23 protein-coding genes are annotated in these 20,438 nt (G+C 63.4%); 22 read left to right on the forward strand and 1 reads right to left on the reverse strand.

Annotated features, from left to right (window positions below; genetic code table 11):
- Nucleotides 1–41 precede the first annotated feature (41 nt).
- The 3 genes from GYH26_RS04335 (at nucleotide 42) to pyk (ending at nucleotide 3,622) form a co-directional block, all read left to right on the forward strand.
- Nucleotides 42–817, forward strand: a protein-coding gene (locus tag GYH26_RS04335; protein ID WP_197738543.1) for an IS5 family transposase whose coding sequence is annotated in 2 segments (ribosomal slippage) — nucleotides 42–378 and nucleotides 378–817 — 777 coding nt in all. Because the reading frame shifts where the segments join, the coding sequence is not laid out codon by codon here.
- Nucleotides 818–956: 139 nt separating this feature from the next.
- Nucleotides 957–2,069 carry a site-2 protease family protein gene (locus tag GYH26_RS04340; protein ID WP_161540630.1) on the forward strand — a complete coding sequence of 371 codons (1,113 nt, stop codon included), beginning with the start codon at nucleotides 957–959 and terminating at the stop codon, nucleotides 2,067–2,069.
- 113 nt (nucleotides 2,070–2,182) lie between these two features.
- Nucleotides 2,183–3,622, forward strand: coding sequence for a pyruvate kinase (gene pyk, locus GYH26_RS04345; protein ID WP_161540631.1), 1,440 nt, complete (start codon nucleotides 2,183–2,185; stop codon nucleotides 3,620–3,622).
- Here pyk and GYH26_RS04350 read toward each other — a convergent pair.
- Complete coding sequence (locus GYH26_RS04350) at nucleotides 3,606–4,421, reverse strand: CDP-alcohol phosphatidyltransferase family protein (protein WP_161540632.1); 816 nt, start codon at nucleotides 4,419–4,421, stop codon at nucleotides 3,606–3,608. The genes pyk and GYH26_RS04350 overlap by 17 nt on opposite strands.
- Nucleotides 4,422–4,555: 134 nt before the next feature.
- Between GYH26_RS04350 and GYH26_RS04355 the strand changes: the two genes are divergently transcribed.
- The 19 genes from GYH26_RS04355 (at nucleotide 4,556) to rplX (ending at nucleotide 20,400) form a co-directional block, all read left to right on the forward strand.
- Nucleotides 4,556–7,417 (forward strand): tetratricopeptide repeat protein, encoded by a 2,862-nt coding sequence (locus GYH26_RS04355; protein WP_161540633.1) that lies wholly within the window; start codon nucleotides 4,556–4,558, stop codon nucleotides 7,415–7,417.
- A 91-nt stretch (nucleotides 7,418–7,508) separates the two neighbouring features.
- Complete coding sequence (gene ftsH, locus GYH26_RS04360; RefSeq protein ID WP_161540634.1) at nucleotides 7,509–9,602, forward strand: ATP-dependent zinc metalloprotease FtsH; 2,094 nt, start codon at nucleotides 7,509–7,511, stop codon at nucleotides 9,600–9,602.
- Between the two features lie 221 nt (nucleotides 9,603–9,823).
- The gene (rpsL, locus tag GYH26_RS04365) at nucleotides 9,824–10,198 is read left to right on the forward strand and encodes a 30S ribosomal protein S12 (RefSeq protein WP_012843346.1); all 375 of its coding nucleotides are present in this window, start codon (nucleotides 9,824–9,826) and stop codon (nucleotides 10,196–10,198) included.
- Nucleotides 10,199–10,257: 59 nt separating this feature from the next.
- Complete coding sequence (gene rpsG, locus GYH26_RS04370; RefSeq protein ID WP_012843347.1) at nucleotides 10,258–10,725, forward strand: 30S ribosomal protein S7; 468 nt, start codon at nucleotides 10,258–10,260, stop codon at nucleotides 10,723–10,725.
- 40 nt (nucleotides 10,726–10,765) lie between these two features.
- The gene (fusA, locus tag GYH26_RS04375; protein ID WP_161540635.1) at nucleotides 10,766–12,886 is read left to right on the forward strand and encodes an elongation factor G; all 2,121 of its coding nucleotides are present in this window, start codon (nucleotides 10,766–10,768) and stop codon (nucleotides 12,884–12,886) included.
- Between the two features lie 35 nt (nucleotides 12,887–12,921).
- A complete protein-coding gene (gene tuf / locus GYH26_RS04380; RefSeq protein ID WP_012843349.1) occupies nucleotides 12,922–14,118 on the forward strand; it encodes an elongation factor Tu in 1,197 nt (398 codons plus the stop codon).
- Between the two features lie 83 nt (nucleotides 14,119–14,201).
- Nucleotides 14,202–14,510 carry a 30S ribosomal protein S10 gene (gene rpsJ, locus GYH26_RS04385; RefSeq protein ID WP_012843350.1) on the forward strand — a complete coding sequence of 103 codons (309 nt, stop codon included), beginning with the start codon at nucleotides 14,202–14,204 and terminating at the stop codon, nucleotides 14,508–14,510.
- Nucleotides 14,511–14,551: 41 nt separating this feature from the next.
- Nucleotides 14,552–15,184: a 50S ribosomal protein L3 gene (gene rplC / locus GYH26_RS04390; protein ID WP_161540636.1), complete on the forward strand. Its 633-nt coding sequence runs from the start codon at nucleotides 14,552–14,554 to the stop codon at nucleotides 15,182–15,184.
- Between the two features lie 27 nt (nucleotides 15,185–15,211).
- The gene (gene rplD, locus GYH26_RS04395; RefSeq protein ID WP_054682949.1) at nucleotides 15,212–15,856 is read left to right on the forward strand and encodes a 50S ribosomal protein L4; all 645 of its coding nucleotides are present in this window, start codon (nucleotides 15,212–15,214) and stop codon (nucleotides 15,854–15,856) included.
- Nucleotides 15,857–15,879: 23 nt separating this feature from the next.
- Nucleotides 15,880–16,182, forward strand: coding sequence for a 50S ribosomal protein L23 (gene rplW, locus GYH26_RS04400; protein WP_012843353.1), 303 nt, complete (start codon nucleotides 15,880–15,882; stop codon nucleotides 16,180–16,182).
- 66 nt (nucleotides 16,183–16,248) lie between these two features.
- Entirely contained in the window at nucleotides 16,249–17,079 is an 831-nt protein-coding gene (gene rplB, locus GYH26_RS04405) for a 50S ribosomal protein L2 (RefSeq protein ID WP_161540637.1), read from the forward strand.
- Between the two features lie 37 nt (nucleotides 17,080–17,116).
- Nucleotides 17,117–17,401 carry a 30S ribosomal protein S19 gene (gene rpsS / locus GYH26_RS04410; RefSeq protein WP_012843355.1) on the forward strand — a complete coding sequence of 95 codons (285 nt, stop codon included), beginning with the start codon at nucleotides 17,117–17,119 and terminating at the stop codon, nucleotides 17,399–17,401.
- 13 nt (nucleotides 17,402–17,414) lie between these two features.
- The gene (gene rplV / locus GYH26_RS04415; RefSeq protein ID WP_161540638.1) at nucleotides 17,415–17,774 is read left to right on the forward strand and encodes a 50S ribosomal protein L22; all 360 of its coding nucleotides are present in this window, start codon (nucleotides 17,415–17,417) and stop codon (nucleotides 17,772–17,774) included.
- 43 nt (nucleotides 17,775–17,817) lie between these two features.
- Nucleotides 17,818–18,567: a 30S ribosomal protein S3 gene (gene rpsC / locus GYH26_RS04420; protein ID WP_161540639.1), complete on the forward strand. Its 750-nt coding sequence runs from the start codon at nucleotides 17,818–17,820 to the stop codon at nucleotides 18,565–18,567.
- Between the two features lie 54 nt (nucleotides 18,568–18,621).
- Nucleotides 18,622–19,056: a 50S ribosomal protein L16 gene (gene rplP, locus GYH26_RS04425; RefSeq protein ID WP_012843358.1), complete on the forward strand. Its 435-nt coding sequence runs from the start codon at nucleotides 18,622–18,624 to the stop codon at nucleotides 19,054–19,056.
- A 21-nt stretch (nucleotides 19,057–19,077) separates the two neighbouring features.
- Nucleotides 19,078–19,293: a 50S ribosomal protein L29 gene (gene rpmC, locus GYH26_RS04430; protein ID WP_012843359.1), complete on the forward strand. Its 216-nt coding sequence runs from the start codon at nucleotides 19,078–19,080 to the stop codon at nucleotides 19,291–19,293.
- Between the two features lie 47 nt (nucleotides 19,294–19,340).
- Entirely contained in the window at nucleotides 19,341–19,646 is a 306-nt protein-coding gene (gene rpsQ / locus GYH26_RS04435) for a 30S ribosomal protein S17 (protein WP_012843360.1), read from the forward strand.
- Nucleotides 19,643–20,011: a 50S ribosomal protein L14 gene (rplN, locus tag GYH26_RS04440; RefSeq protein ID WP_012843361.1), complete on the forward strand. Its 369-nt coding sequence runs from the start codon at nucleotides 19,643–19,645 to the stop codon at nucleotides 20,009–20,011. Before rpsQ ends, rplN begins: the two co-directional genes overlap by 4 nt.
- A 32-nt stretch (nucleotides 20,012–20,043) precedes the next feature.
- Nucleotides 20,044–20,400 (forward strand): 50S ribosomal protein L24, encoded by a 357-nt coding sequence (gene rplX / locus GYH26_RS04445; RefSeq protein ID WP_012843362.1) that lies wholly within the window; start codon nucleotides 20,044–20,046, stop codon nucleotides 20,398–20,400.
- Nucleotides 20,401–20,438 lie beyond the last annotated feature (38 nt).

Raw genomic sequence — 20,438 nt, forward strand, 5'->3', positions numbered from 1 at the left:
TAGGGATACTCTGTAATCGCCACGATAATCGGAGCGGCCTCATGAAACTCACCGACGCACAATGGGCACGCATCGAGCCCCTGATCGTCTCCCCTCCTAAACGCCCTGATCGACGCGGCCGTCCCCGACGCGCCGACCGCGAGATCCTCGAAGCGATCCTCTGGATACTCCAGACCGGCGCTCCCTGGGCCAAGCTCCCCGCCCACTTTCCGCCCAGGTCCACCTGCCACGACCGCTTCCAGGCATGGAACCGAAACGGCACCCTCCAACGCATTTTGCAGGTGTTGGCCGAAGAACTCCACCAACAGGGCAAGCTCAAGCTTTCGGAGTGCTTTATCGATGCCTGCTTTGTCGCTGCTAAAAAGGGGGGACGTGTGTGGGCAAGACAAAGCGAGGTAAAGGAAGCAAACTCATGGCGATAGCCGATGCCAATGGGATGCCGCTGGCGGTGCTGGTGGCCAGTGCTTCGCCACATGAGACCCGGTTGGTCGAAGCCACTCTGGCGGCTCGTTTTACCGAGGCCAGGCCAGTACGTTTGATTGGAGATCGGGCATATGACAGTGATCCGCTGGATAAGGCATTGGCGCAACAGGGTATAGAGATGATTGCCCCGCATCGGCGGAATCGGAAGCGGAAAAAGACGCAGGATGGGCGTAAGCTTCGTCGCTATCGACGCCGTTGGAAAGTAGAGCGGTTGTTTGCGTGGTTGGGGCATTTTCGCCGGATTGTGATGCGTCATGAGCGCTACGCGGAAAACTACCTGGGTTTTGTATTGCTCGGGTGCCTCATGATCTTCTTGAGAACCTTTTTCGGATGACTTCTCGAAGAAAAGCCCGGATGCGCCGACATCGCCGGTTTTTTTCAGGGGCATTCATGTCTATCTTTCAAAAGAAGCACAAGCCCCGGTACAAACGGGATTGCGTGGGAAACGAACGTAAACGGTAAGCGCAACGCAGATGAAAGGTGCCCTGCGCATCGGCCGGATAGCCGGCATCGACATTTTTCTACACTGGACATTCGGCCTGCTGATTGCCGGCATTTTTGCTTTTTACCTGTTGCATGGCGTGGGAGTGCAGGCGGCGCTGGCGGGTGTGGTGCTGGTCCTGGTCGTCTTCGGGTGCGTGGTCCTGCACGAGCTGGGCCATGCGCTCATGGCGCGACGCTTCGGGGTCCCCACCCGCGACATCACGCTGTACCCGATCGGTGGGGTGGCCCGCCTGCAGCGCATCCCGGAAGAGCCCATCCAGGAGTTCTGGATCGCCGTGGCCGGGCCGGCCGTCAATCTGGTAATCGCCACCGTGCTGGCGCTGGTACTCTGGGGCGTGGGCGGTAGCTTCGACCCGAATGCGCTGGTGCAGCCCCGCCTGCATTTTCTGACGTCGCTGATGTGGATCAACCTGCTGCTGGTGGGCTTCAACATGCTGCCGGCCTTTCCCATGGACGGCGGCCGCGTGCTCCGGGCGCTGCTGGCGCTGCGCATGAACTACGTGCGCGCCACCCAGATTGCCGCCAGCATCGGGCAGGGTATGGCCGTGCTTTTCGGGCTGTTCGGGCTCATCAGCTTCAATCCGATCCTTCTGTTCATTGCATTGTTCGTGTACGTGGGCGCCCAGCAGGAAGCGCAGCAGGCCATGTTCCGCTCGCTCACGCAGGGCATCCCGGTGCGTCAGGCCATGATGACGCGTTTTCAGGTGTTGCACCCGGACGACACGCTGGGGCGGGCGGTCGAGGCCCTGCTGGCCGGAGCCGAACACGATTTTCCGGTGATCGAGAACGGTCAGGTGGTGGGGGTGCTGACCCGGAAGGCACTGCTGCATGCGCTGGCCCGCGAGGGACAGTCGGGCCGGGTACGCGATGCCATGCGATCGAACTGCCGCCCCATCGAGGATACGGCCATGCTCGAAGAAGCCTTTCTGCGCATGCAGGAAACCGGCTGCGAGGCGCTTCCCGTCGTGCATAACGGGCAGCTCGTCGGCTTGCTGACGCTGGAAAACGTCGGGGAACTGATGATGATCGCCTCGGCGCTTCGGCAGGCCGAAGCCCTGCGGGCCCAGTTGCCCCATCCTTGAATTTGTCGGGAAGTCCGCCTTCGTAAGCGCTTCATGACAGGCAGCTTGGTTTGAACCCGTCCGGCTTTTTATCGTAGCTTTGCCCGATCTCGAACAGGCCTGCCTGTGACTCCATGACGCGCCGCACAAAGATCGTCTGTACGCTGGGACCGGCCTCGTCGGATCGCGAGATCATCCGAAAGCTCATTGAGGCCGGTATGGATGTGGCCCGGTTGAATTTTTCGCACGGCACCCACGACGAGCATCGCCGCCGCATCGAAATTGTCCGAGAAGAGGCGCGCAAGCTCGGACGCGACGTGGCCATCCTGCAGGATCTGCAGGGCCCTAAGATCCGCCTCGGTGAAGTGGCCGAGGGCGGCATTCTGATTCACGAGGGGCAGCGGCTGATTCTGACGGCCCATCCCGAGCGGGCCGACGGGCAGACCCGCATCTTTGTGAACTATCCCACGCTGGCGCAGGACGTGGAGCCCGGCGGTCGCATTCTGCTCGACGATGGCCTGCTGGAATTGAAAATCGTGGACGTGGAAGGCGAGGACGTGATTACGGAGGTGGTGGTCGGCGGGCCGCTTCGCTCGCGCAAAGGCGTCAACCTGCCCCACCTGCGCAACTCCACGCCGTCGCTTACCGAAAAGGACCTGCGTGATCTGGAGTTCGGCCTGCAGATGGAAGTGGACCTGATCGCGCTTTCGTTCGTGCGAAGCGAGACAGACGTGGCCGATCTGATGCGCCGCGTGCGGGACTCCGGCAAAGAAGTACGAGTCATTGCCAAGATTGAAAAGCCGGAGGCGGTGGCCAAGATCGATCAGATTCTGGCGCAGGCCGACGGGATCATGGTGGCGCGCGGTGATCTGGGGATCGAGATGCCGCTGGCCGAGGTGCCGGCCGTGCAGAAACGCATCATCCGGAAGTGTCTGGCCGCAGCCAAGCCGGTCATCACGGCCACGCAGATGCTCGAAAGCATGATCGAGAACCCGCGGCCCACGCGTGCCGAGGCCAGCGACGTGGCCAATGCGGTGCTGGACGGCAGCGACGCGCTGATGCTCTCGGGCGAGACGGCCACCGGAAAGTATCCGGTGCGCGTGGTGCAGGTGATGGACGAGATCATTCGGCAGGCCGAACGCTTCCGGCGCGAGATTCGCGAAAGTCGGGGCCACTGGCTGCACATCCCGAAGGGCGCCGACGAGGCCGAGTCGGTTACCGAAGCCATCGGCTATACGGCCTGCCAGCTTGCCGAGCAGGTGGGCGCCGTGGCGATCGCCTGCCTGACGGCCACGGGCAGCACGGCCCGCATGATCGCCCGCCACCGGCCGCCCGTTCCGGTCTATGCCTTCACCGACAACCCCCGCATTGTCCCGCAGCTCAGCCTGCTCTGGGGCACGCGCGCCTTTTCGATTCCCTTTCAGCGCGACACGGACCAGGGCGTGCAGCTGGTGCACCGGATTCTGAAAGAACAGGGGCTGGTCAGGCCGGGCGATCTGGTGGTCATCACGGCCGGAATGCCGCTGCCGGCCAAAGGACGCACCAACATGGTGCACGTCAGTCGGATCGAGTAGGCTTTCGGGCTTCCCGAGCGCGCCAGCCGAGCAGCAGGCCGCTCCAGAGCAGATACGGCCCCAGAAAAACCTGCGGCAACCGGGCAGCCTGGCCGAAAAACACTAACACGGCGGCCACCGCCAGTTGCAGACCCAGTCCCAGCGTGGACAGCGCCGTCATGAACGAAGGCGAAGGCAGCGGCGGGGTGCTCGTGCCGGTCAGCCAGGCGTCCAGTCGGGCAACGAGCCGATCTTGCCAGCCGTACAGCATGAGATAGAGGCGCTGGAGCAGCCGCGTAAGCCGGGGCGGATCCCAGGGATAAGGCCGGGCCTGGCGTTCATCCGGCAGGCTGGTGCGCTCGCCGGCAAGGTGGTGGCGGTAACGGACATAGTAAAAATTGTAAAGCGAGCCCTGCAGGAGCATGGCCAGCAGGCCCGCGGCCGAAAACAACCGGTCGCGAAGTCGTCCGCCCCGCCGATCGGCCACAGCCGCAAACAGCGCCACGTTTACCGCGAAGTCTGCAATCGAGTCGAAATAGCGGCCCAGCCGGGAGGGGCGCTGGTGGCGGGCCAGCGCTCCGTCGAGCCCGTCTAGCAGGTGCTTGCCGATCAGCAGCACGGCGGCCAGGCGATCGGTACGTCGTTGCCCGCGGCGAACCAGCCATGCGGCAAGCAACCCGTCCACCAGAAAAAGCCAGGTGATATGTACGGGACGGATGCGGGTGGGCGCCAGACGCCGGGCTACCTGCTGCATCAAACCCAGACCGAACGCGCTGAAGTCGCGGAAGATGCGCTCGGGTAGCTTGGTGGGTGAGGGCATAGGCAGCACACCGGTTGGCCGGCCCGCTTAACGTTGCCGTAATGGTGGGCGTTCCGGACCCGAACCATTGCCCGGAGTGCGCGTTCGCCCTCTGATGCCGGCCGGATGGACAACGCGCGATCGGACTATCTGCCATGCACCGCTCAGGGCCAGACCTGTGGTTTATACGCGCCCGCATGCTACTGGGCCTGCTGCTTGCAGGGAGCGTGCTGGCCGGCTGCAGCTCCAGCTCGTTTCTGGGACGCCAGTTCGACAACTTCCGCGCCTACTACAACACCTTCTATAATGCCCGGAAATCCTTCGACGAAGGGGTGCGCGGCCTGCGCGCCCAGCAGGAGCAGCCGATCGATTTGACCACCTACCTGACCCTGTTCGGGCCGCCGACGCGTACGGCGAACGCGGCTGCCTTCAACAAAGCCATCGAAAAAAGCGCCGAGGTGGTGCGACGGCATCCCGACTCGAAATGGGTCGACGATGCCCTGATGCTGATCGGCCAGTCCTATTTCTATCTGGGCAATTATGCGGGGGCCGCGCAGAAATTTCGCGAGGTGATCGCGCTGAGTAGGGAAAGGGAACTGGAGGCGCGTTTCTGGCTGGCGCGTTCGCTGGTGGCCGCCCGCTCCTTCGACGAGGCGCAGACCGTGCTGCAGGAAACGCTGGCCCGTGAAGCACTGCCCACCGACTGGCGGTCGCGCTTTTTACTGCTGCAGGCCGATCTCTACGTGCAACAGGAACGCTGGGAGGAGGCCCGTCAGGCGCTGGAGGCGGGCTTGCAGCGCGTGCCGGAGCGGTCGCTCGGCGCAAAAGGATACTTTCTGCTGGGTCAGGTCTGCGAAACGCTTCAGGATTACGCCTGCGCCTACGCGGCCTTCGATCGCGTGCGTCGCTACCGGCCCGACTACGAGCTGGCCTATGCCGCCGAGTGGCAGGCCGTCCGCATTCAGGGGCTGCACCTCGATCCGGAAGCCGCGCTGGAGCGACTCCGCCGTATGGAACGCGACGACAAGCACTTTGCCCGTCGGGCCGAGCTGACCTACCTGCGCGCTCGCATCTATCAGGCCATGGGAGCGGTCGAAGAGGCCCGGACGCTTTACCATCGGCTCCTCTACGAGAGCGACGCCGACATCAACCGGGTTCGCGGGCGGATTCATTATGCGCTGGGCGAGCTCTACCGCGACGTCTTTCAGGATTACCTGGCCGCTGCGGCCCACTTCGACACGGCTGCTACCGCCCTGGGTGGCAACCGGCGCGCATCGGCGCGTACCGAAGCCGCTTCGACGCCACCGACGCCGCTGGCCCTGAGTGATGTGCAGGAGCAGGCGCGCGTGTTCGGACAATTCGCACGGGTCCGACAGGAAATTCACCGGCTGGACTCGCTGCTCTATCTGGGATCGCTCAACGACGAGGCGTTCGCGGCCTTTGTGCTGGAACTGCGCCGTCGGCGGGCGCGCGAGCTGGAAGCGCAGCGCCGGCGGGCAGGGGAGCGGGCGGCCGAACAGCGGTTTTTGCAGAGCCGCCTCGAGCAGCCCACGCGTAGCGCCGAGACCGCAGCCGCCACAGCAGGCGGCGATGCCGGCTTTCTGTTTCACCGCGATCCTGTCCGCGTCCAGGAAAACCGCACGCGTTTCTTTGAGCGGTGGGGCCGCCGTCCTCTGGTCCCCAACTGGCGCCGCCGGGCGGCCATCCAGGGCGCGACGGTTGCCGAGCGGACCGCGAACGGCCAGATGGCCGATGGGCTCCATGGAGAAGACGTCGAGGAGGAGCTGCCCCCGGTGGACGTTTCGGACGTACCCCGCGATTCGGTCCGACAGGCGCAGATGCGGGCCGAACGCGCGCGGTTGCGCTACGAACTGGGCAACGTGCTGTTTCTGTCCATGCAGCGACCCGACTCGGCCGCCTACTGGTACCGGCTGGTGATTCTGGAAGACGCCGATCAGCCGGTGGCTCCACGCGCCTATTATGCCCTGGCCGAGGTGCAGCGGGCGCTGGGCGACACGGCGGCCGCCTCGGCGCTGCTGAAGACCCTGCTGGAACGGTATCCCGATACGCCGCTGGCCAGCCGGGTCCGGGTGCTTCAGGGAGCGACTCCGCCACCGCAGCCGACTGTCCCCGACACCCTGGCCCATGCCGAAGCGGCTTACGCGCGGGCCGTGGATGCCTGGCGCCGGGGAAGGTATCGAGAGGCGCTCCGGCATTTGCTGGAAACGGCCGCGCACTACCCGGAAACACCGGTAGCGCCGCGCGCGCTGCTGGCCGTCGGCTACGTGTGGCGCGATATGCTGGATCGGGGAGTGCTGGCCGACAGCACCCGGCTCCCCGTTGCCATACCGGCGCCGTTGCGTTCGGCCCTGATGCCGGCGCCTCCGGCCGTGGATACGGCCGCGGTGGCCGACACGGGGCGGGCGCTTGCCGCGCCCGACACGCTGGAGACGATCGCCGGGCCGGCTTCGCAGGACTCCGTGCAGGTTGATTCGACCCTTCCCGATGTGTCGTCGAAGGTCTCCCCGGCGGCGCGGCCGGACACCGCGCTCACGCTGGTTCGCCTCTACACCTACCTGACCGAGCGCTATCCGCAGGCGCCGGAAGCCCGGCTGGCCCGCGAGGTGCTGGCTGCATTGAAGCCGCCGCCGTCCGGAGTGGCGCCCGATTCGGCAAAGGCCGACTCGGCGCGGGTACGCCCGCCCCGGGGCCGCCCCGAACCGGAGCGGCTGCGGGAGCCGGAGTCCGTCCGGGCGGTCTGGACCATCCTGCTGCTGGAGACCGATAACGACCAGGAGGTCGGACAGGTGCTGCAGCAGTACCGGCAGCTGGCGCCGGGGCAGGTGATCGACGTGCGGCCCTATCGCGCCGAAGGTCGCCTGCACTATCGGCTCATCCTGGGCCGCTATCGTAGCGAAGAAGAAGCCCGTACCGCCATCCAGCAGCTCCATCCGGTGCTACAGGGTGGGGCACGACCCTTGCTGCTGGAGCCCACGGGCCGCGAAAACAGGAACTAAAGCCTTTTCTCGGCGGTTTGGCCCTGGAGTGCGGAGCCACCTCGGCCCCGCCCTGAAGCGATCCCGAAGAAGACCGTGTAGCGGAAATCCCATGTCGCAGAACGAGCGCGACAGCCTGGAGCTGGAACGGAAAAATACGCCTCCCAACGGCCCCCGCCTGCCTGAGCGGCGGCCGCGTTTTTCCGTCTGGATTTATCTGGCGATTTTCCTGGCGCTGCTGGTGCACTTTTTCCTGTTCTGGACGGGCACCGACACCAGCACGATCGAATACAGCCAGTTTCTTGAATACGTCGAAAAAGGCTACGTGGAGCGCGTCGAGATTGTCAACGACACGAAGGTGCAGGGGCGCTTCACGGAGGCCGCCGTACGCGAGGGCCTGGTGTCGGTACCGGTGCGCCAGACCGACCTGCTTCGCGGCGCGCAGACGTCCGAACTGATCCGCCGCTTCACGACCACCAAACCGGCCGATCACGATCTGACCAGCTTCCTGCTGGCCTACAACGAACGGGCCCGCGCCGAGGGGCGGCCTACCGTACAGTTTACCGCCCGCATCGAGGAGAACTGGTTCGGGGGATTGCTCACCTGGATCTTTCCGCTCATTCTCATTGTGGCGCTCTGGGTATTTCTGCTGCGCCGCATGAACCCCAGCTCGCAGGTGCTCAATATTGGGAAGAACCGGGCCATTCTCTACGATGCGATGGGCGATCACCGGGTCACGTTCAAGGACGTGGCCGGGCTGGACGAGGCCAAAGAAGAAGTCGCGGAAATCGTCGAGTTTCTGAAAAACCCGAAGAAGTTCACCCGACTGGGCGGCAAGCTGCCCAAAGGCGTGCTGCTGGTGGGACCGCCAGGTACGGGTAAAACGCTGCTGGCCAAGGCGGTGGCCGGTGAGGCGGGCGTGCCGTTCTTTTCCATTTCGGGGAGCGACTTCGTCGAGATGTTCGTGGGCGTGGGGGCCGCGCGCGTGCGCGATCTGTTCCGGCAGGCCAAGGAAAAGGCGCCCTGCATTATCTTCATCGACGAGATTGACGCGATCGGTCGCTCCCGTGGCCGCGGCATCATGATGGGCGCCAACGACGAGCGCGAAAACACGCTGAACCAGCTGCTCGTCGAAATGGACGGCTTCAACACGGACAAGGGCGTCATCATCATGGCGGCCACGAACCGGCCCGACGTGCTCGATCCGGCCCTGCTGCGGCCCGGCCGCTTCGACCGACAGATCCTCATCGACAAGCCCGACCGCCGCGAGCGGCTGGAGATCTTCAAGGTGCACACGCGCGACCTGATCCTGGGCGACGACGTGGACCTGGAGGTGCTGGCCGGCCAGACGCCCGGCTTCGCCGGGGCCGAAATCGCCAACGTCTGCAACGAGGCGGCCCTGCTGGCGGCCCGGAAGGGCAAGGAAGCCGTCGAGATGGAGGACTTCGAGCAGGCGATCGATCGCGTGATCGCCGGCCTGGAAAAGAAGAACAAGATCATTTCGCCGGAAGAGCGCGAGATCGTCGCCTATCACGAGGCGGGCCATGCCATCGTCGGCTGGTTCCTGCGCTACACGGATCCGGTCGTCAAGGTCTCTATCGTCCCGCGCGGACTGGCCGCTCTGGGCTACGCGCAGTACCTGCCCGAAGAGCGTTACCTCTACACGAAAGAGGCGCTGCTCGACCGGATGACCATGGCCATCGGCGGGCGCGTGGCCGAAGAGCTGGTCTTCGGACGCATCTCGACCGGCGCGCAGAACGACCTGGAACGCATCACGCGCATGGCCTACGCCATGGTGGTGGACTACGGCATGAGCGAGCGCGTCGGCTACGTCAGCTTCAACCTGTCGGGCCAGTATGGCGAGCAGGCCTTCTTCGACAAGCCGTACTCCGAGGAGACGGCGCGGCTGATCGACGAGGAAGTACGTCGGATCATCAACGAGGTCCGGGAACGCGCCCGCCAGATCCTCGAAGAAAAGCGGGACAAGCTGGAGGCGCTGGCCCGGCGGTTGCTCGAAAAAGAGGTGCTGGGTCCACGCGATCTGGTGGAGATTCTCGGACCGCGTCCCTACGGCGATTATCCCTCGCCCAACGGTAAGGACGCGGAAGAATTGAAAGATCTGCAAAAAGGCGAACCCGCTGCGTCTTCCGCCGTTGAAGCGTCTGCTCCGCCGACGGAGCGGCCCGAATCCTCTTCTGCCCCCTGAGGGCATGGCCTGCACCTGGTTTCAGGAAGCGCAGGCGTTTTTTTGACACCGATATATACTGCTATATCGGTTTAGAACGCCTCGAAACGAGCTGGCCGGTGTAGAATCTGCTAAGAAAGGGGTGGCGGAGAGGGTTGTTTTGGCGATAAAGCTTCTTGCTTGTTAAATTACTCAACTGCTGCTACGGCGCAACGTGTAACAAACAGACGGTACAGGAAGCCGTGCCTACGATTCAACAGCTGATTCGGTTGGGGCGCAAGCCCAAGGTGAAGAAGAGCAAGTCGGTGGCCCTGCACGGCTGCCCGCAGCGGCGTGGGGTGTGTACGCGCGTGTACACCACCACGCCAAAGAAGCCGAACTCGGCGTTGCGTAAGGTGGCCAAGGTGCGCCTGACCAACGGCGAGGAAGTGATCGCCTACATTCCGGGCGAGGGCCACAACCTGCAGGAGCACTCCATCGTACTGGTGCGCGGTGGACGTGTGAAGGACCTGCCGGGTGTGAAGTACCACATCGTGCGCGGCGCGCTGGACGCAGCCGGTGTGGCCGACCGGCGCAAGTCGCGCTCCAAGTACGGTACGAAGCGGCCCAAACAGTAAAAAGCATTCGGGAGGCGTTGTCTCGGGACAACGCAGTGTGAAGCTGTCGCCTGACAACCATGCGTAGAAAACGAGCAGAAAGACGACCCGTAGCGCCCGATCCGGTTTACAACGACGAACTGGTGGCGCGCTTTATCAACTACGTCATGCGCGATGGCAAGAAGAGCATCGCGCAGAAGATCGTCTACGAGGCGTTCAAGGTCATTGAGGAGCGTACGGGCGAGCCGGGCATCGACGTGTTCAAGCGGGCGGTGAACAACGCCGCGCCGCTGCTGGAGGTGCGCAGCCGCCGCGTGGGTGGCGCCACCTACCAGGTGCCCATGGAAGTGCGCCCTGAGCGTCGCATGTCGCTGGCCTTCCGCTGGATCATCCAGAGCGCCCGTGCGCGTCGAGATAAAAGCATGGCCATCCGGCTGGCCAACGAACTGATGGCGGCCGCCAATGGAGAAGGCGGTGCCATCAAGAAGAAGGACGACATGCATCGCATGGCGGAAGCGAACCGGGCTTTTGCCCACTTCCGCTTCTGATGGAGGCTGTGGGGTTGTGTTAAACGGACGATAGAAGACAATGGAAGTCAAGTATCACGATATTCCGCTGGAGCGGATCCGCAACATCGGCATCATGGCCCACATTGATGCCGGTAAGACCACGACGACCGAGCGGATCCTGTTTTACACCGGGCGTGTGCACCGCATTGGTGAGGTGCACGAGGGGGCGGCCACGATGGACTGGATGGAGCAGGAAAAGGAACGCGGCATCACGATCACGGCCGCGGCGACCACCTGCTTCTGGTCCGGCTCCAAAAAGGACCGTCCGGTGCACCGGATCAACATCATCGACACGCCCGGTCACGTGGACTTCACCGTCGAGGTGGAGCGCTCGCTCCGTGTGCTCGACGGCGCCGTGGCGCTCTTCTGTGCGGTAGGGGGCGTCGAGCCGCAGTCGGAGACGGTCTGGCGCCAGGCCAACAAATACCGGGTGCCCCGCATCGCGTTCATCAACAAGATGGACCGCACGGGGGCCAACTTCGAGGGGACCATCGAGCAGATGAAGCAGCGCCTGAAGGCCAATCCGGTCCCCGTGCAGATCCCGATCGGGAGCGGAGAGATGTTCCGCGGGGTGATCGACCTGGTGCTCAACAAGGCCATCATCTGGCACGACGAGACCCAGGGCGCCACGTGGGACGAAATCGACATTCCTGAGGATCTCAAGAAAGAAGCGCGGCACTGGCGCATCCTGATGCTCGAGGCCATCGCCGAGCACAACGATGAGCTCCTCATGAAGTATCTGGAAGGGGAGCCCATCACTCCCGAAGAGATCCGGGAAACGATCCGGAAGGCGACGCTGAGCCTCGACATCACGCCGGTTTTCTGCGGCAGTGCCTTCAAGAATAAGGGCGTCCAGCGGCTGCTCGACGGCATCCTGGATTACCTGCCCTCGCCGGTCGACATTCCGGCCATCAAGGGGCATCATCCCGACACGCACGAGGAGCTGGAGCGCCATCCGAGCCCGGACGAGCCCTTCTGCGCGCTGGCCTTCAAGATCATGACCGACCCGTACGTCGGAAAGCTCACCTTCTTCCGCGTCTACAGTGGTCGGCTGACCAAAGGCCAGCAGGTGCTCAACACGACCACCGGCAAGAAGGAACGCATCGGTCGCCTGCTTTTCATGCACGCCAACCATCGCGAAGATGTGGACGAGGTGATGGCGGGCGACATCGCGGCGGCCGTCGGGCTCAAGGAGGTGCGCACGGGCGACACGCTCTGCGATCCGGATCACCCGATTCAGCTCGAAAAGATGGACTTCCCCGAGCCGGTCATCCGGATCGCCATCGAGCCCAAGACGAAGGCCGACAGCGACAAGCTCTCGACCGGCCTGCAGAAACTGGCCGAGGAAGACCCCACCTTCCAGGTGTCGGTCGACCCGGAGACCGGTCAGACGATCATCGCCGGCATGGGCGAGCTGCACCTGGAGATCATCGTCGATCGGCTGCGCCGTGAGTTCAAGGTCGAGGCGAACGTCGGACGGCCACAGGTCGCCTACCGCGAGGCTATCCGGGCCACGGTCGACGAACACTACGTGCACAAGAAGCAGACGGGTGGCCGCGGTCAGTTCGCCGAAGTGTATATCGAATTCGGCCCGAACGAGTCGGGCACCGGGCTGGAGTTCATCAACGACATTCACGGCGGTGTCATTCCGCGTGAGTTCATTCCGGCCGTTGAAAAGGGGATCCGGGAGGCCATGAACCGGGGGCCGCTGGCCGGCTATCCGGTCGAGGGCGTCCGGGCCCGGCTCTACGACGGAAAGACGCACCCGGTCGACTCCGACGCGATCTCGTTCGAGATTGCCGGCCGTATGGCCTTCCGCAACGCGGCGCGTCGGGCCAACCCGGTGCTCATGGAGCCGATCATGCGCGTGGAAGTGATCACGCCCGAGGAGTACCTCGGCGACGTGATCGGCGACCTGAACAGCCGGCGCGGTCGCATCCTGAGCATGGAACAGCGCCAGGAGGCCCAGGTGGTGCGGGCGCTGGTCCCGCTGGCCGAGATGTTCGGCTACTCGACCGACCTGCGCTCGCTCACGCAGGGCCGTGCCATCTACACCATGCAGTTTGAAACCTACGAAGAGGTGCCCAAGAACATCGCCGACGAGATCATCGCGGCGGCCACGGGTGCCACAACCGCCTGAGGATTTCGCAACGAACCATCAGACCAGATAGAACCATGGCGAAGGAGGTATTTCAGCGGACGAAGCCGCACGTGAACATAGGGACGATTGGTCACGTCGACCACGGCAAGACGACGCTGACGGCGGCCATCACGCAGGTGTTGGCCAAGCGGGTGCCGGACCCGGTCAACAAGCCGCGTACGTTTGATTCGATTGACAACGCGCCGGAGGAGCGGGAGCGTGGGATTACGATTGCCACGGCGCACGTGGAGTACGCGACCGAGAAGCGGCACTATGCGCACGTGGACTGTCCGGGTCACGCCGACTACGTGAAGAACATGATCACGGGGGCGGCGCAGATGGACGGGGCGATTCTGGTGGTGGCGGCCACCGACGGTCCGATGCCGCAGACGCGGGAGCACATTCTGCTGGCGCGTCAGGTGGGGGTGCCCTACATTGTGGTGTTTTTGAACAAGGTGGACCTGGTGGACGACGAGGAGTTGCTGGAGCTGGTGGAGATGGAGGTGCGGGAGTTGTTGAGCCAGTACGAGTTTCCTGGGGATGAGGTGCCGGTGATTCGGGGTAGCGCGCTGGGTGCGCTCAATGGGGATCCGCAGTGGGAGGACAAGATCATGGAGTTGATGAACGCGGTGGACGAGTACATTCCGACGCCGGTACGTGAGAAGGACAAGCCGTTTTTGATGCCGATCGAGGACGTATTTTCGATCACGGGTCGTGGTACGGTGGTGACGGGTCGGATTGAGCGGGGCGTGGTGAAGGTAGGTGATCCGGTGGAGATCATTGGATTGCGGGAGGAGAAGTTGACGTCGGTGGTGACGGGCGTGGAGATGTTCCGCAAGCAGTTGGAGCAGGGAGAGGCTGGCGACAACGTGGGGTTGTTGTTGCGTGGGATTGGCAAGGAGGATGTGGAGCGTGGGATGGTGGTGTGCGCGCCGGGTAGTGTGACGCCGCACCGGGAGTTTGAGTGCGAGGTGTACGTGTTGTCGAAGGAGGAGGGTGGACGTCACACGCCGTTTTTCAACGGGTATCGTCCGCAGTTTTATTTCCGGACGACGGACGTGACGGGAGATATTACGTTGCCGGAGGGCGTGGAGATGGTGATGCCTGGGGACAATGCGCGTTTTCGGGTGAAGTTGATTTATCCGGTGGCGATGGAGGAGGGGTTGCGTTTTGCGATTCGTGAGGGAGGACGGACCGTCGGGGCCGGCGTCGTCACCAAAATCCTCGACTGAAATCCGTCGATTTTGAATAAACCAACCGTGGGGGCACGCGTTAACGTGCCCCCACCCTTTGACTTGCCGAAAGCAAGAGGGCGATGGCCAGCCAGAAGATTCGCATCAAGCTGAAATCCTACGATCACACGCTGATCGACAGGAGTGCGGAAAAGATCATCCGCACCGTGAAGGCGACCGGTGCGGTGGTCAGCGGGCCGATTCCGCTGCCGACCGAGCGCACGGTCATCACGGTGCTTCGGAGTCCGCACATTGACAAGGAGAGCCGCGAGCAGTTTGAAATCCGTCGCCACAAGCGGCTGATCGACATCCTGTCGACCAGCAGCAAGACGGTCGACGCGCTGATGAAGCTGGAGCTGCCCAGCGGCGTCGATGTGGAGATCAAAGTGTAAGGGCGGCCAGTGGGCTGCCATAAGCTGTGTGCACAGGCACCATGAGTGGAATGCTTGGACGAAAGATCGGAATGACCCAGGTCTTTGACCAGGCCGGCAACTGCATTCCCTGCACCATCATTCAGGCCGAGCCGAACGCGGTGGTGCAGGTGAAGACGGCCGAAGGCAAAGACGGGTACGAGGCCGTGCAGCTGGGCTACGGTGAACGGAAGCCCAAGCGCACCACGCGGGCCATGCTCGGCCACTTCGAGAAGGCCGGCGTGTCGCCGAAGCAGGTGCTCCGCGAGTTTAAAAACTTCGTGCTGGACGTCAAGCCCGGCGACGAAGTGCGCGTCGAGCAGCTTTTCCGGGAAGGTGAGCTGATCGACGTGGTGGGCATCACGAAAGGCCGGGGTTTCCAGGGCGTGGTCAAGCGCCATGGCTTTGGCGGCGTCGGTGCGCGCACGCACGGCCAGCACAACCGGGAGCGGGCGCCCGGTTCGATCGGCGCCTCGTCGTTCCCGTCGCATGTGTTCAAGGGCATGCGCATGGCCGGGCGCATGGGCAACCAGCGCGTGAAGGTGAAAAACCTTCGGGTGGTGCGCATCTTTCCGGAGCACAACCTGATCCTGGTAAAGGGGGCGGTCCCCGGGCCTGTAAACGGCATTGTCGAATTGCACAAGAAGGTCCAGTAACGGACCCGCTGAATCGAGGCGAACGTCATGGAACTGCAGGTATATCGGCTGGACGGGAGCGAAAGCGGTCGCACGGTGACGCTCGATCCGACCGTCTTCGAGATCGAGCCCAACGATCATGTGCTCTGGCTCGACGTCAAGCGGATCGAAGCGAACCGGCGGCAGGGTACGCACAAGGTGAAGAACCGGGCCGAAAACGCCCACAGCACCCGCAAGCTGTACCGCCAGAAAGGTACGGGTTACGCCCGGGCCGGCGATGCCAAGTCGCCCATTCGCCGGGGGGGAGGTACGGCCCACGGGCCACAGCCCCGCTCCTACGAACTGAAGGTCAACCGCAAGACGCAGCGGCTGGCCCGGCGTTCGGCGCTGACCTACAAGGCGCAGGCCGAGGCCATCCGTGTGGTGGAGGACTTCACGTTCGAGCAGCCCAGCACCCGGCGTCTGCTGGAAGTGCTGGCGGCGCAGGGGCTGGCCGACCGAAAGGTGCTGCTGCTGACCGGGGAATACAACCCCACGCTGTACCTGTCGAGCCGCAACCTCCCGAAAGTGCGGGTGCTGGAAGCCCGGAATGCTTCGACGCGCGACCTGCTCGACGCGCAGGTCCTGCTGATGCAGGAGAGCGCCGTTGAGGTGCTGAACCGCATGCTGCGTACGGCACCGGTGGCGGCCTGAATCAAACCGGCTGAGACGAGACCATGAGCAAGCATCCGATTTTGATCCGTCCGCTGGTGACGGAAAAGCTCTCGCAGCAGATGGACGAGGGGCGTTACGCCTTTATCGTGGCGAAAGACGCCAACAAAATCGAAATCCGCAAGGCCGTTGAGGCCATGTATCCGGGCGTCAGGGTCCAGAAGGTGCGCACGATGATCATGCCCGGTAAGCGCCGCCGGCAGTTTTCGCGCCGGGGTGTGGCCGAAGGCCGTACCGGCTCTTACAAGAAGGCCATCGTGACGCTGACGCCCGACAGTCCTCGGATCGACTTCTTCGAGAACGTGTGAGTGTGAACCCGGCAGGCGCAAAGTCCTTCAGGACAGGTAAGCCTGCCTTAGACTGAGCCGACGATCATGCCGATTCGCAGACGGAAACCGGTAACCCCTGGTCAGCGCCAGTATTCGGTTTCGACGTTTGAGGAAATCACAAAGGATACGCCCGAAAAGAGCCTGCTGGCGCCGCTGAAGAAGCACGCCGGCCGCAACAACCAGGGCCGGATCACCACGCGCCATCAGGGCGGGGGTCACAAGCGTCGCTACCGTATCATCGATTTCAGGCGGGACAAGGACGGCATCCCGGCCCGCGTGGTCAGCATCGAATACGACCCGAACCGTTCGGCGCGCATCGCGCTGCTGGCCTATGCCGACGGCGAAAAGCGCTACATCATCGCACCGAACGAAATCAAGGTCGGCCAGACCGTGATGAACGGGCCGGGCGCGCCCCCCGAGCCGGGCAACTGCCTGCCGCTCGAGAAAATTCCGGTGGGCTCCTACGTGCACTGCATCGAGATGAAGCCCGGCAAGGGCGCGCAGATTGCCCGGGCGGCCGGCACTTATGCGCAGGTGATGGCCCGTGAAGGGAAATACGCTACGCTGCGCCTGCCTTCCGGAGAGATTCGTCTGATCCACGTGAAGTGCCGGGCTACGATCGGCACCACGAGCAACGCCGACCACATGAATATCGATCTCGGAAAGGCCGGCCGCAGCCGCTGGCTGGGCATTCGGCCCAAAGTGCGCGGTGTGGCCATGAACCCCATCGACCACCCGATGGGTGGTGGCGAAGGACGGCACTCCGGTGGACATCCGCGCTCGCCGTGGGGCCAGCCGGCCAAGGGCTACAAGACCCGCAAGCGCAACAAACCTTCGGACAAATACATCCTGCGTCGTCGCAATGCGGCCAAGTAACGCACGACGCTGAAGCAAAACGCAGAGAATAGCGGCTATGGCGCGTTCGCTGAAAAAAGGACCCTACGTCCATTATAAACTGCTCAAGAAGGTCGAGGAGCTCAACCGGTCCGGCCAGAAGAAGGTGATCAAAACCTGGAGCCGGGCCTCGATGATCATTCCCGAGTTTGTCGGCCATACGTTCGCCGTGCACAACGGCCGGCAGTTCATCCCGGTCTATATCACGGAGAACATGGTCGGGCACCGGTTGGGCGAGTTTGCGCCGACGCGGACCTTCCGCGGGCATGCCGGCGACAAGAAAGACAAGCGTGGCCGTCGATAAGCCATAGGGAGCCATGGAAGCCAGAGCCATCAACAAATACATTCGGAGTTCGCCGCGCAAGATGCGCGTGGTGGTCAACGCCGTGCGTGGCAAACGGGTGGCCGAAGCGCTGGCCATCCTGCGGCACCTGCCGCACCGGGCGGCACGCCCCGTCGAAAAGACCATCCGCTCGGCCGTCTACAACCTGATCGAAAAGAATGCGGAGGAGCGCATCGACGAGGCGGCCCTGGTGATCCGGGAGATTCGCGTGGACGATGGACCACGGCTCAAGCGCTGGCGTGCGGCACCCCGCGGGCGGGCGGTGCCCATCCGGCGGCGCATGAGTCATCTGACCGTCGTGGTGGCCACCACCGAGTCCGAAGTGGAAGCCTGAGCGGCGGCGAGCAGAAAAGGTCAACCCGTAGCAACGAACCATTATGGGTCAGAAAACACACCCGATAGGATTTCGCCTGGGCGTCATCCGCGGCTGGTTCTCCAGCTGGTATGCGGAAAAGGACCTGCCGGAGAAGCTGATCGAGGACGAGGAGATCCGGCGCTATCTGCAGGCGCGACTCAAGCGGGCCGGCCTGAGCCGGGTGGTGATCGAGCGTACCCCGAAGCGGGTGATCCTCACGCTCCATACCAGCCGGCCGGGCGTCGTCATCGGCCGCGGTGGCCAGGAGGTGGAGAAGCTCCGGGAAGAGCTGCAGAAACTGACCGGCAAGGAGATCCAGATCAACATCAGCGAGATCAAGCGGCCGGAGCTGGATGCCAGCCTGGTGGCGCAGAACATCGCGCAGCAGCTGGAAGGTCGCGTCTCTTTCCGCCGGGCCATGAAGCAGGCCATCACGGCCGCCATGCGTATGGGCGCCCAGGGCATCCGTATCAAGGTGTCTGGCCGTCTGGGGGGCGCCGAAATGAGCCGCACCGAGCAGTACCTGGAGGGACGCGTGCCGCTGCATACGCTCCGGGCTAATATCGACTATGCGCAGGCGACGGCCTACACGATCTACGGCACGATCGGCGTCAAGGTGTGGATCTTCCTGGGCGAGATTATCGGCAAGCCGGATTTGAGCCCGAACGCCCTGATGCAGCGGCAACAGCAGCAGACCTTCGAGCAGCCCGAACGTCGGCGTCGGCGTCGTGCACGGCGGACCGGTCGCCGCGCTGCCGAAGAAGAGAGCTAACCTGAAACCGCGCGGGGGTAGTCCCTCGCCGTAAGCGAAGCGGAGGTACGAGCCATGTTAATGCCCCGACGTACCAAGTACCGCAAGCAGCAGAAAGGCCGTATCAAAGGCCTGGCTTCGCGCGGTACGCAGATAGAGTTTGGCGACTTCGGGATCAAAGCGCTTGAGCCGGCACGCATCACGTCGCGGCAGATCGAGGCGGCCCGTGTGGCCATCACCCGTAAGCTGCGGCGTACCGGGAAGGTGTACATCCGCATCTTTCCGGACAAACCCGTGACCAAAAAACCGGCCGAAGTCCGTATGGGTAAAGGGAAGGGCTCGGTCGAGTTCTGGGTGGCGGTCGTGGAGCCGGGGCGCATTCTCTTCGAAGTGGGCGGCGTGCCGGAAGAGCTGGCCCGCGAGGCGCTTCGACTGGCTTCGCACAAGCTGCCCATTAAAACCAAGTTCGTCAAGCGGCCAGAACTCATGGCCGCTCCGCAGGGACGCTAACCCAAACCTGGGACGCAGGCTATGAAGCCGAAAGAGATCCGTGCAATGAGCCTGGAAGAAATCGCCCAGCGCATTCGAAGCGAAGAGCAGGAACTGCGCCAGCTTCGGTTTCAGCATGCCGTGGCGCAGCTCGAAAATCCCATGCTGCTGCGCAACAAACGGCGGCTTATTGCACGGTTGAAGACGATTTACAACGAAAAACTCCGGGAAGCCCGGCAGGCTTCCGTGAACGAATAACCCGGTAGTTGGTGAGGTCGCGGCTCACCAAGCCCTGAAAGACAACTATGGCTAACGAACAGCAGACGCAGAAAACGCAGCGCGGACGCCGAAAGGAGCGGATCGGCGTGGTCGTCAGCAACAAAATGGACAAGACGATCACGGTCGCCGTCGAGCGACTCGTCAAACATCCGCTCTACGGCAAATACATCAAGCGTACGACGAAACTGATGGCCCACGACGAACACAACGAGGCCAACGAGGGCGACGTGGTCCGCATCATGGAAACGCGGCCGCTCTCGAAGCACAAGCGGTGGCGCCTCGTCGAAATTATCGAGCGGGCTAAGAAAATCCAGCGAGAAGAAACGCCATGATTCAGCAGGAAAGCAGACTGGTGGTCGCCGACAACAGCGGGGCGAAAGAATTGCTCTGCATTCGCGTGCTGGGCGGCAGCCACAAGCGCTACGCCCGCGTCGGCGACAAGATCGTCGCCTCGGTCAAATCGGTCATTCCTGGAGGGAGCGTGAAGAAGGGCGACGTGGTCAAAGCCGTCGTCGTCCGTACCAAGAAAGAATACCGCCGCCCGGACGGAACCTACATTCGCTTCGACGACAACGCGGCGGTATTGATCAACAACCAGGACGAACCGATCGGGACCCGTATCTTCGGGCCCGTGGCGCGTGAGCTGCGCGACAAGCAGTTCATGCGTATCGTTTCGCTGGCCCCTGAGGTGGTCTGAGCCGCCGCTAACCCCAAGAGCTGCAGAAGGCCATGCCGCGTACAAAAAATAAACAACCCAAGCTGCACGTAAAACGAGGCGATCTGGTGCGCGTGATCGCCGGCAACGATAAAGGCAAGGAAGGGCGCATCCTGCGCGTCTTTCCGAAAAAGCAGCGCGTCATCGTGGAAGGCGTGAACCTGCGCATCCGCCACGTGCGGCCCAGCCCCCAGTACCCGCAGGGCGGGCGCATCCAGCAGGAAATGCCCATCCACGTCTCGAACGTCATGCCGCTCGACAGCAACGGGCGGCCCACGCGGGTCGGCCGTAAATGGGTGGAAGACCCGGCTACGGGACGGGGCCGCTGGGTGCGTTACGCGAAAACGACGGGCGAGGAGCTGGACCGCTGAGGCCGGCTGCGCGCACAAAAGCCCAGAATGAATAGGGA

Source organism: Rhodothermus marinus (assembly GCF_009936275.1).
GTDB lineage: Bacteria > Bacteroidota > Rhodothermia > Rhodothermales > Rhodothermaceae > Rhodothermus > Rhodothermus marinus_A.

Coding starts and splice junctions, on each gene's coding strand:
- GYH26_RS04340 (WP_161540630.1), top strand. CDS start 957: ATGAAAGGTGCCCTGCGCATCGGCCGGATAGCCGGCATCGACATTTTT.
- pyk (WP_161540631.1), top strand. CDS start 2,183: ATGACGCGCCGCACAAAGATCGTCTGTACGCTGGGACCGGCCTCGTCG.
- GYH26_RS04350 (WP_161540632.1), bottom strand. CDS start 4,421: ATGCCCTCACCCACCAAGCTACCCGAGCGCATCTTCCGCGACTTCAGC.
- GYH26_RS04355 (WP_161540633.1), top strand. CDS start 4,556: ATGCACCGCTCAGGGCCAGACCTGTGGTTTATACGCGCCCGCATGCTA.
- ftsH (WP_161540634.1), top strand. CDS start 7,509: ATGTCGCAGAACGAGCGCGACAGCCTGGAGCTGGAACGGAAAAATACG.
- rpsG (WP_012843347.1), top strand. CDS start 10,258: ATGCGTAGAAAACGAGCAGAAAGACGACCCGTAGCGCCCGATCCGGTT.
- fusA (WP_161540635.1), top strand. CDS start 10,766: ATGGAAGTCAAGTATCACGATATTCCGCTGGAGCGGATCCGCAACATC.
- tuf (WP_012843349.1), top strand. CDS start 12,922: ATGGCGAAGGAGGTATTTCAGCGGACGAAGCCGCACGTGAACATAGGG.
- rpsJ (WP_012843350.1), top strand. CDS start 14,202: ATGGCCAGCCAGAAGATTCGCATCAAGCTGAAATCCTACGATCACACG.
- rplC (WP_161540636.1), top strand. CDS start 14,552: ATGAGTGGAATGCTTGGACGAAAGATCGGAATGACCCAGGTCTTTGAC.
- rplD (WP_054682949.1), top strand. CDS start 15,212: ATGGAACTGCAGGTATATCGGCTGGACGGGAGCGAAAGCGGTCGCACG.
- rplW (WP_012843353.1), top strand. CDS start 15,880: ATGAGCAAGCATCCGATTTTGATCCGTCCGCTGGTGACGGAAAAGCTC.
- rplB (WP_161540637.1), top strand. CDS start 16,249: ATGCCGATTCGCAGACGGAAACCGGTAACCCCTGGTCAGCGCCAGTAT.
- rpsS (WP_012843355.1), top strand. CDS start 17,117: ATGGCGCGTTCGCTGAAAAAAGGACCCTACGTCCATTATAAACTGCTC.
- rplV (WP_161540638.1), top strand. CDS start 17,415: ATGGAAGCCAGAGCCATCAACAAATACATTCGGAGTTCGCCGCGCAAG.
- rpsC (WP_161540639.1), top strand. CDS start 17,818: ATGGGTCAGAAAACACACCCGATAGGATTTCGCCTGGGCGTCATCCGC.
- rplP (WP_012843358.1), top strand. CDS start 18,622: ATGTTAATGCCCCGACGTACCAAGTACCGCAAGCAGCAGAAAGGCCGT.
- rpmC (WP_012843359.1), top strand. CDS start 19,078: ATGAAGCCGAAAGAGATCCGTGCAATGAGCCTGGAAGAAATCGCCCAG.
- rpsQ (WP_012843360.1), top strand. CDS start 19,341: ATGGCTAACGAACAGCAGACGCAGAAAACGCAGCGCGGACGCCGAAAG.
- rplN (WP_012843361.1), top strand. CDS start 19,643: ATGATTCAGCAGGAAAGCAGACTGGTGGTCGCCGACAACAGCGGGGCG.
- rplX (WP_012843362.1), top strand. CDS start 20,044: ATGCCGCGTACAAAAAATAAACAACCCAAGCTGCACGTAAAACGAGGC.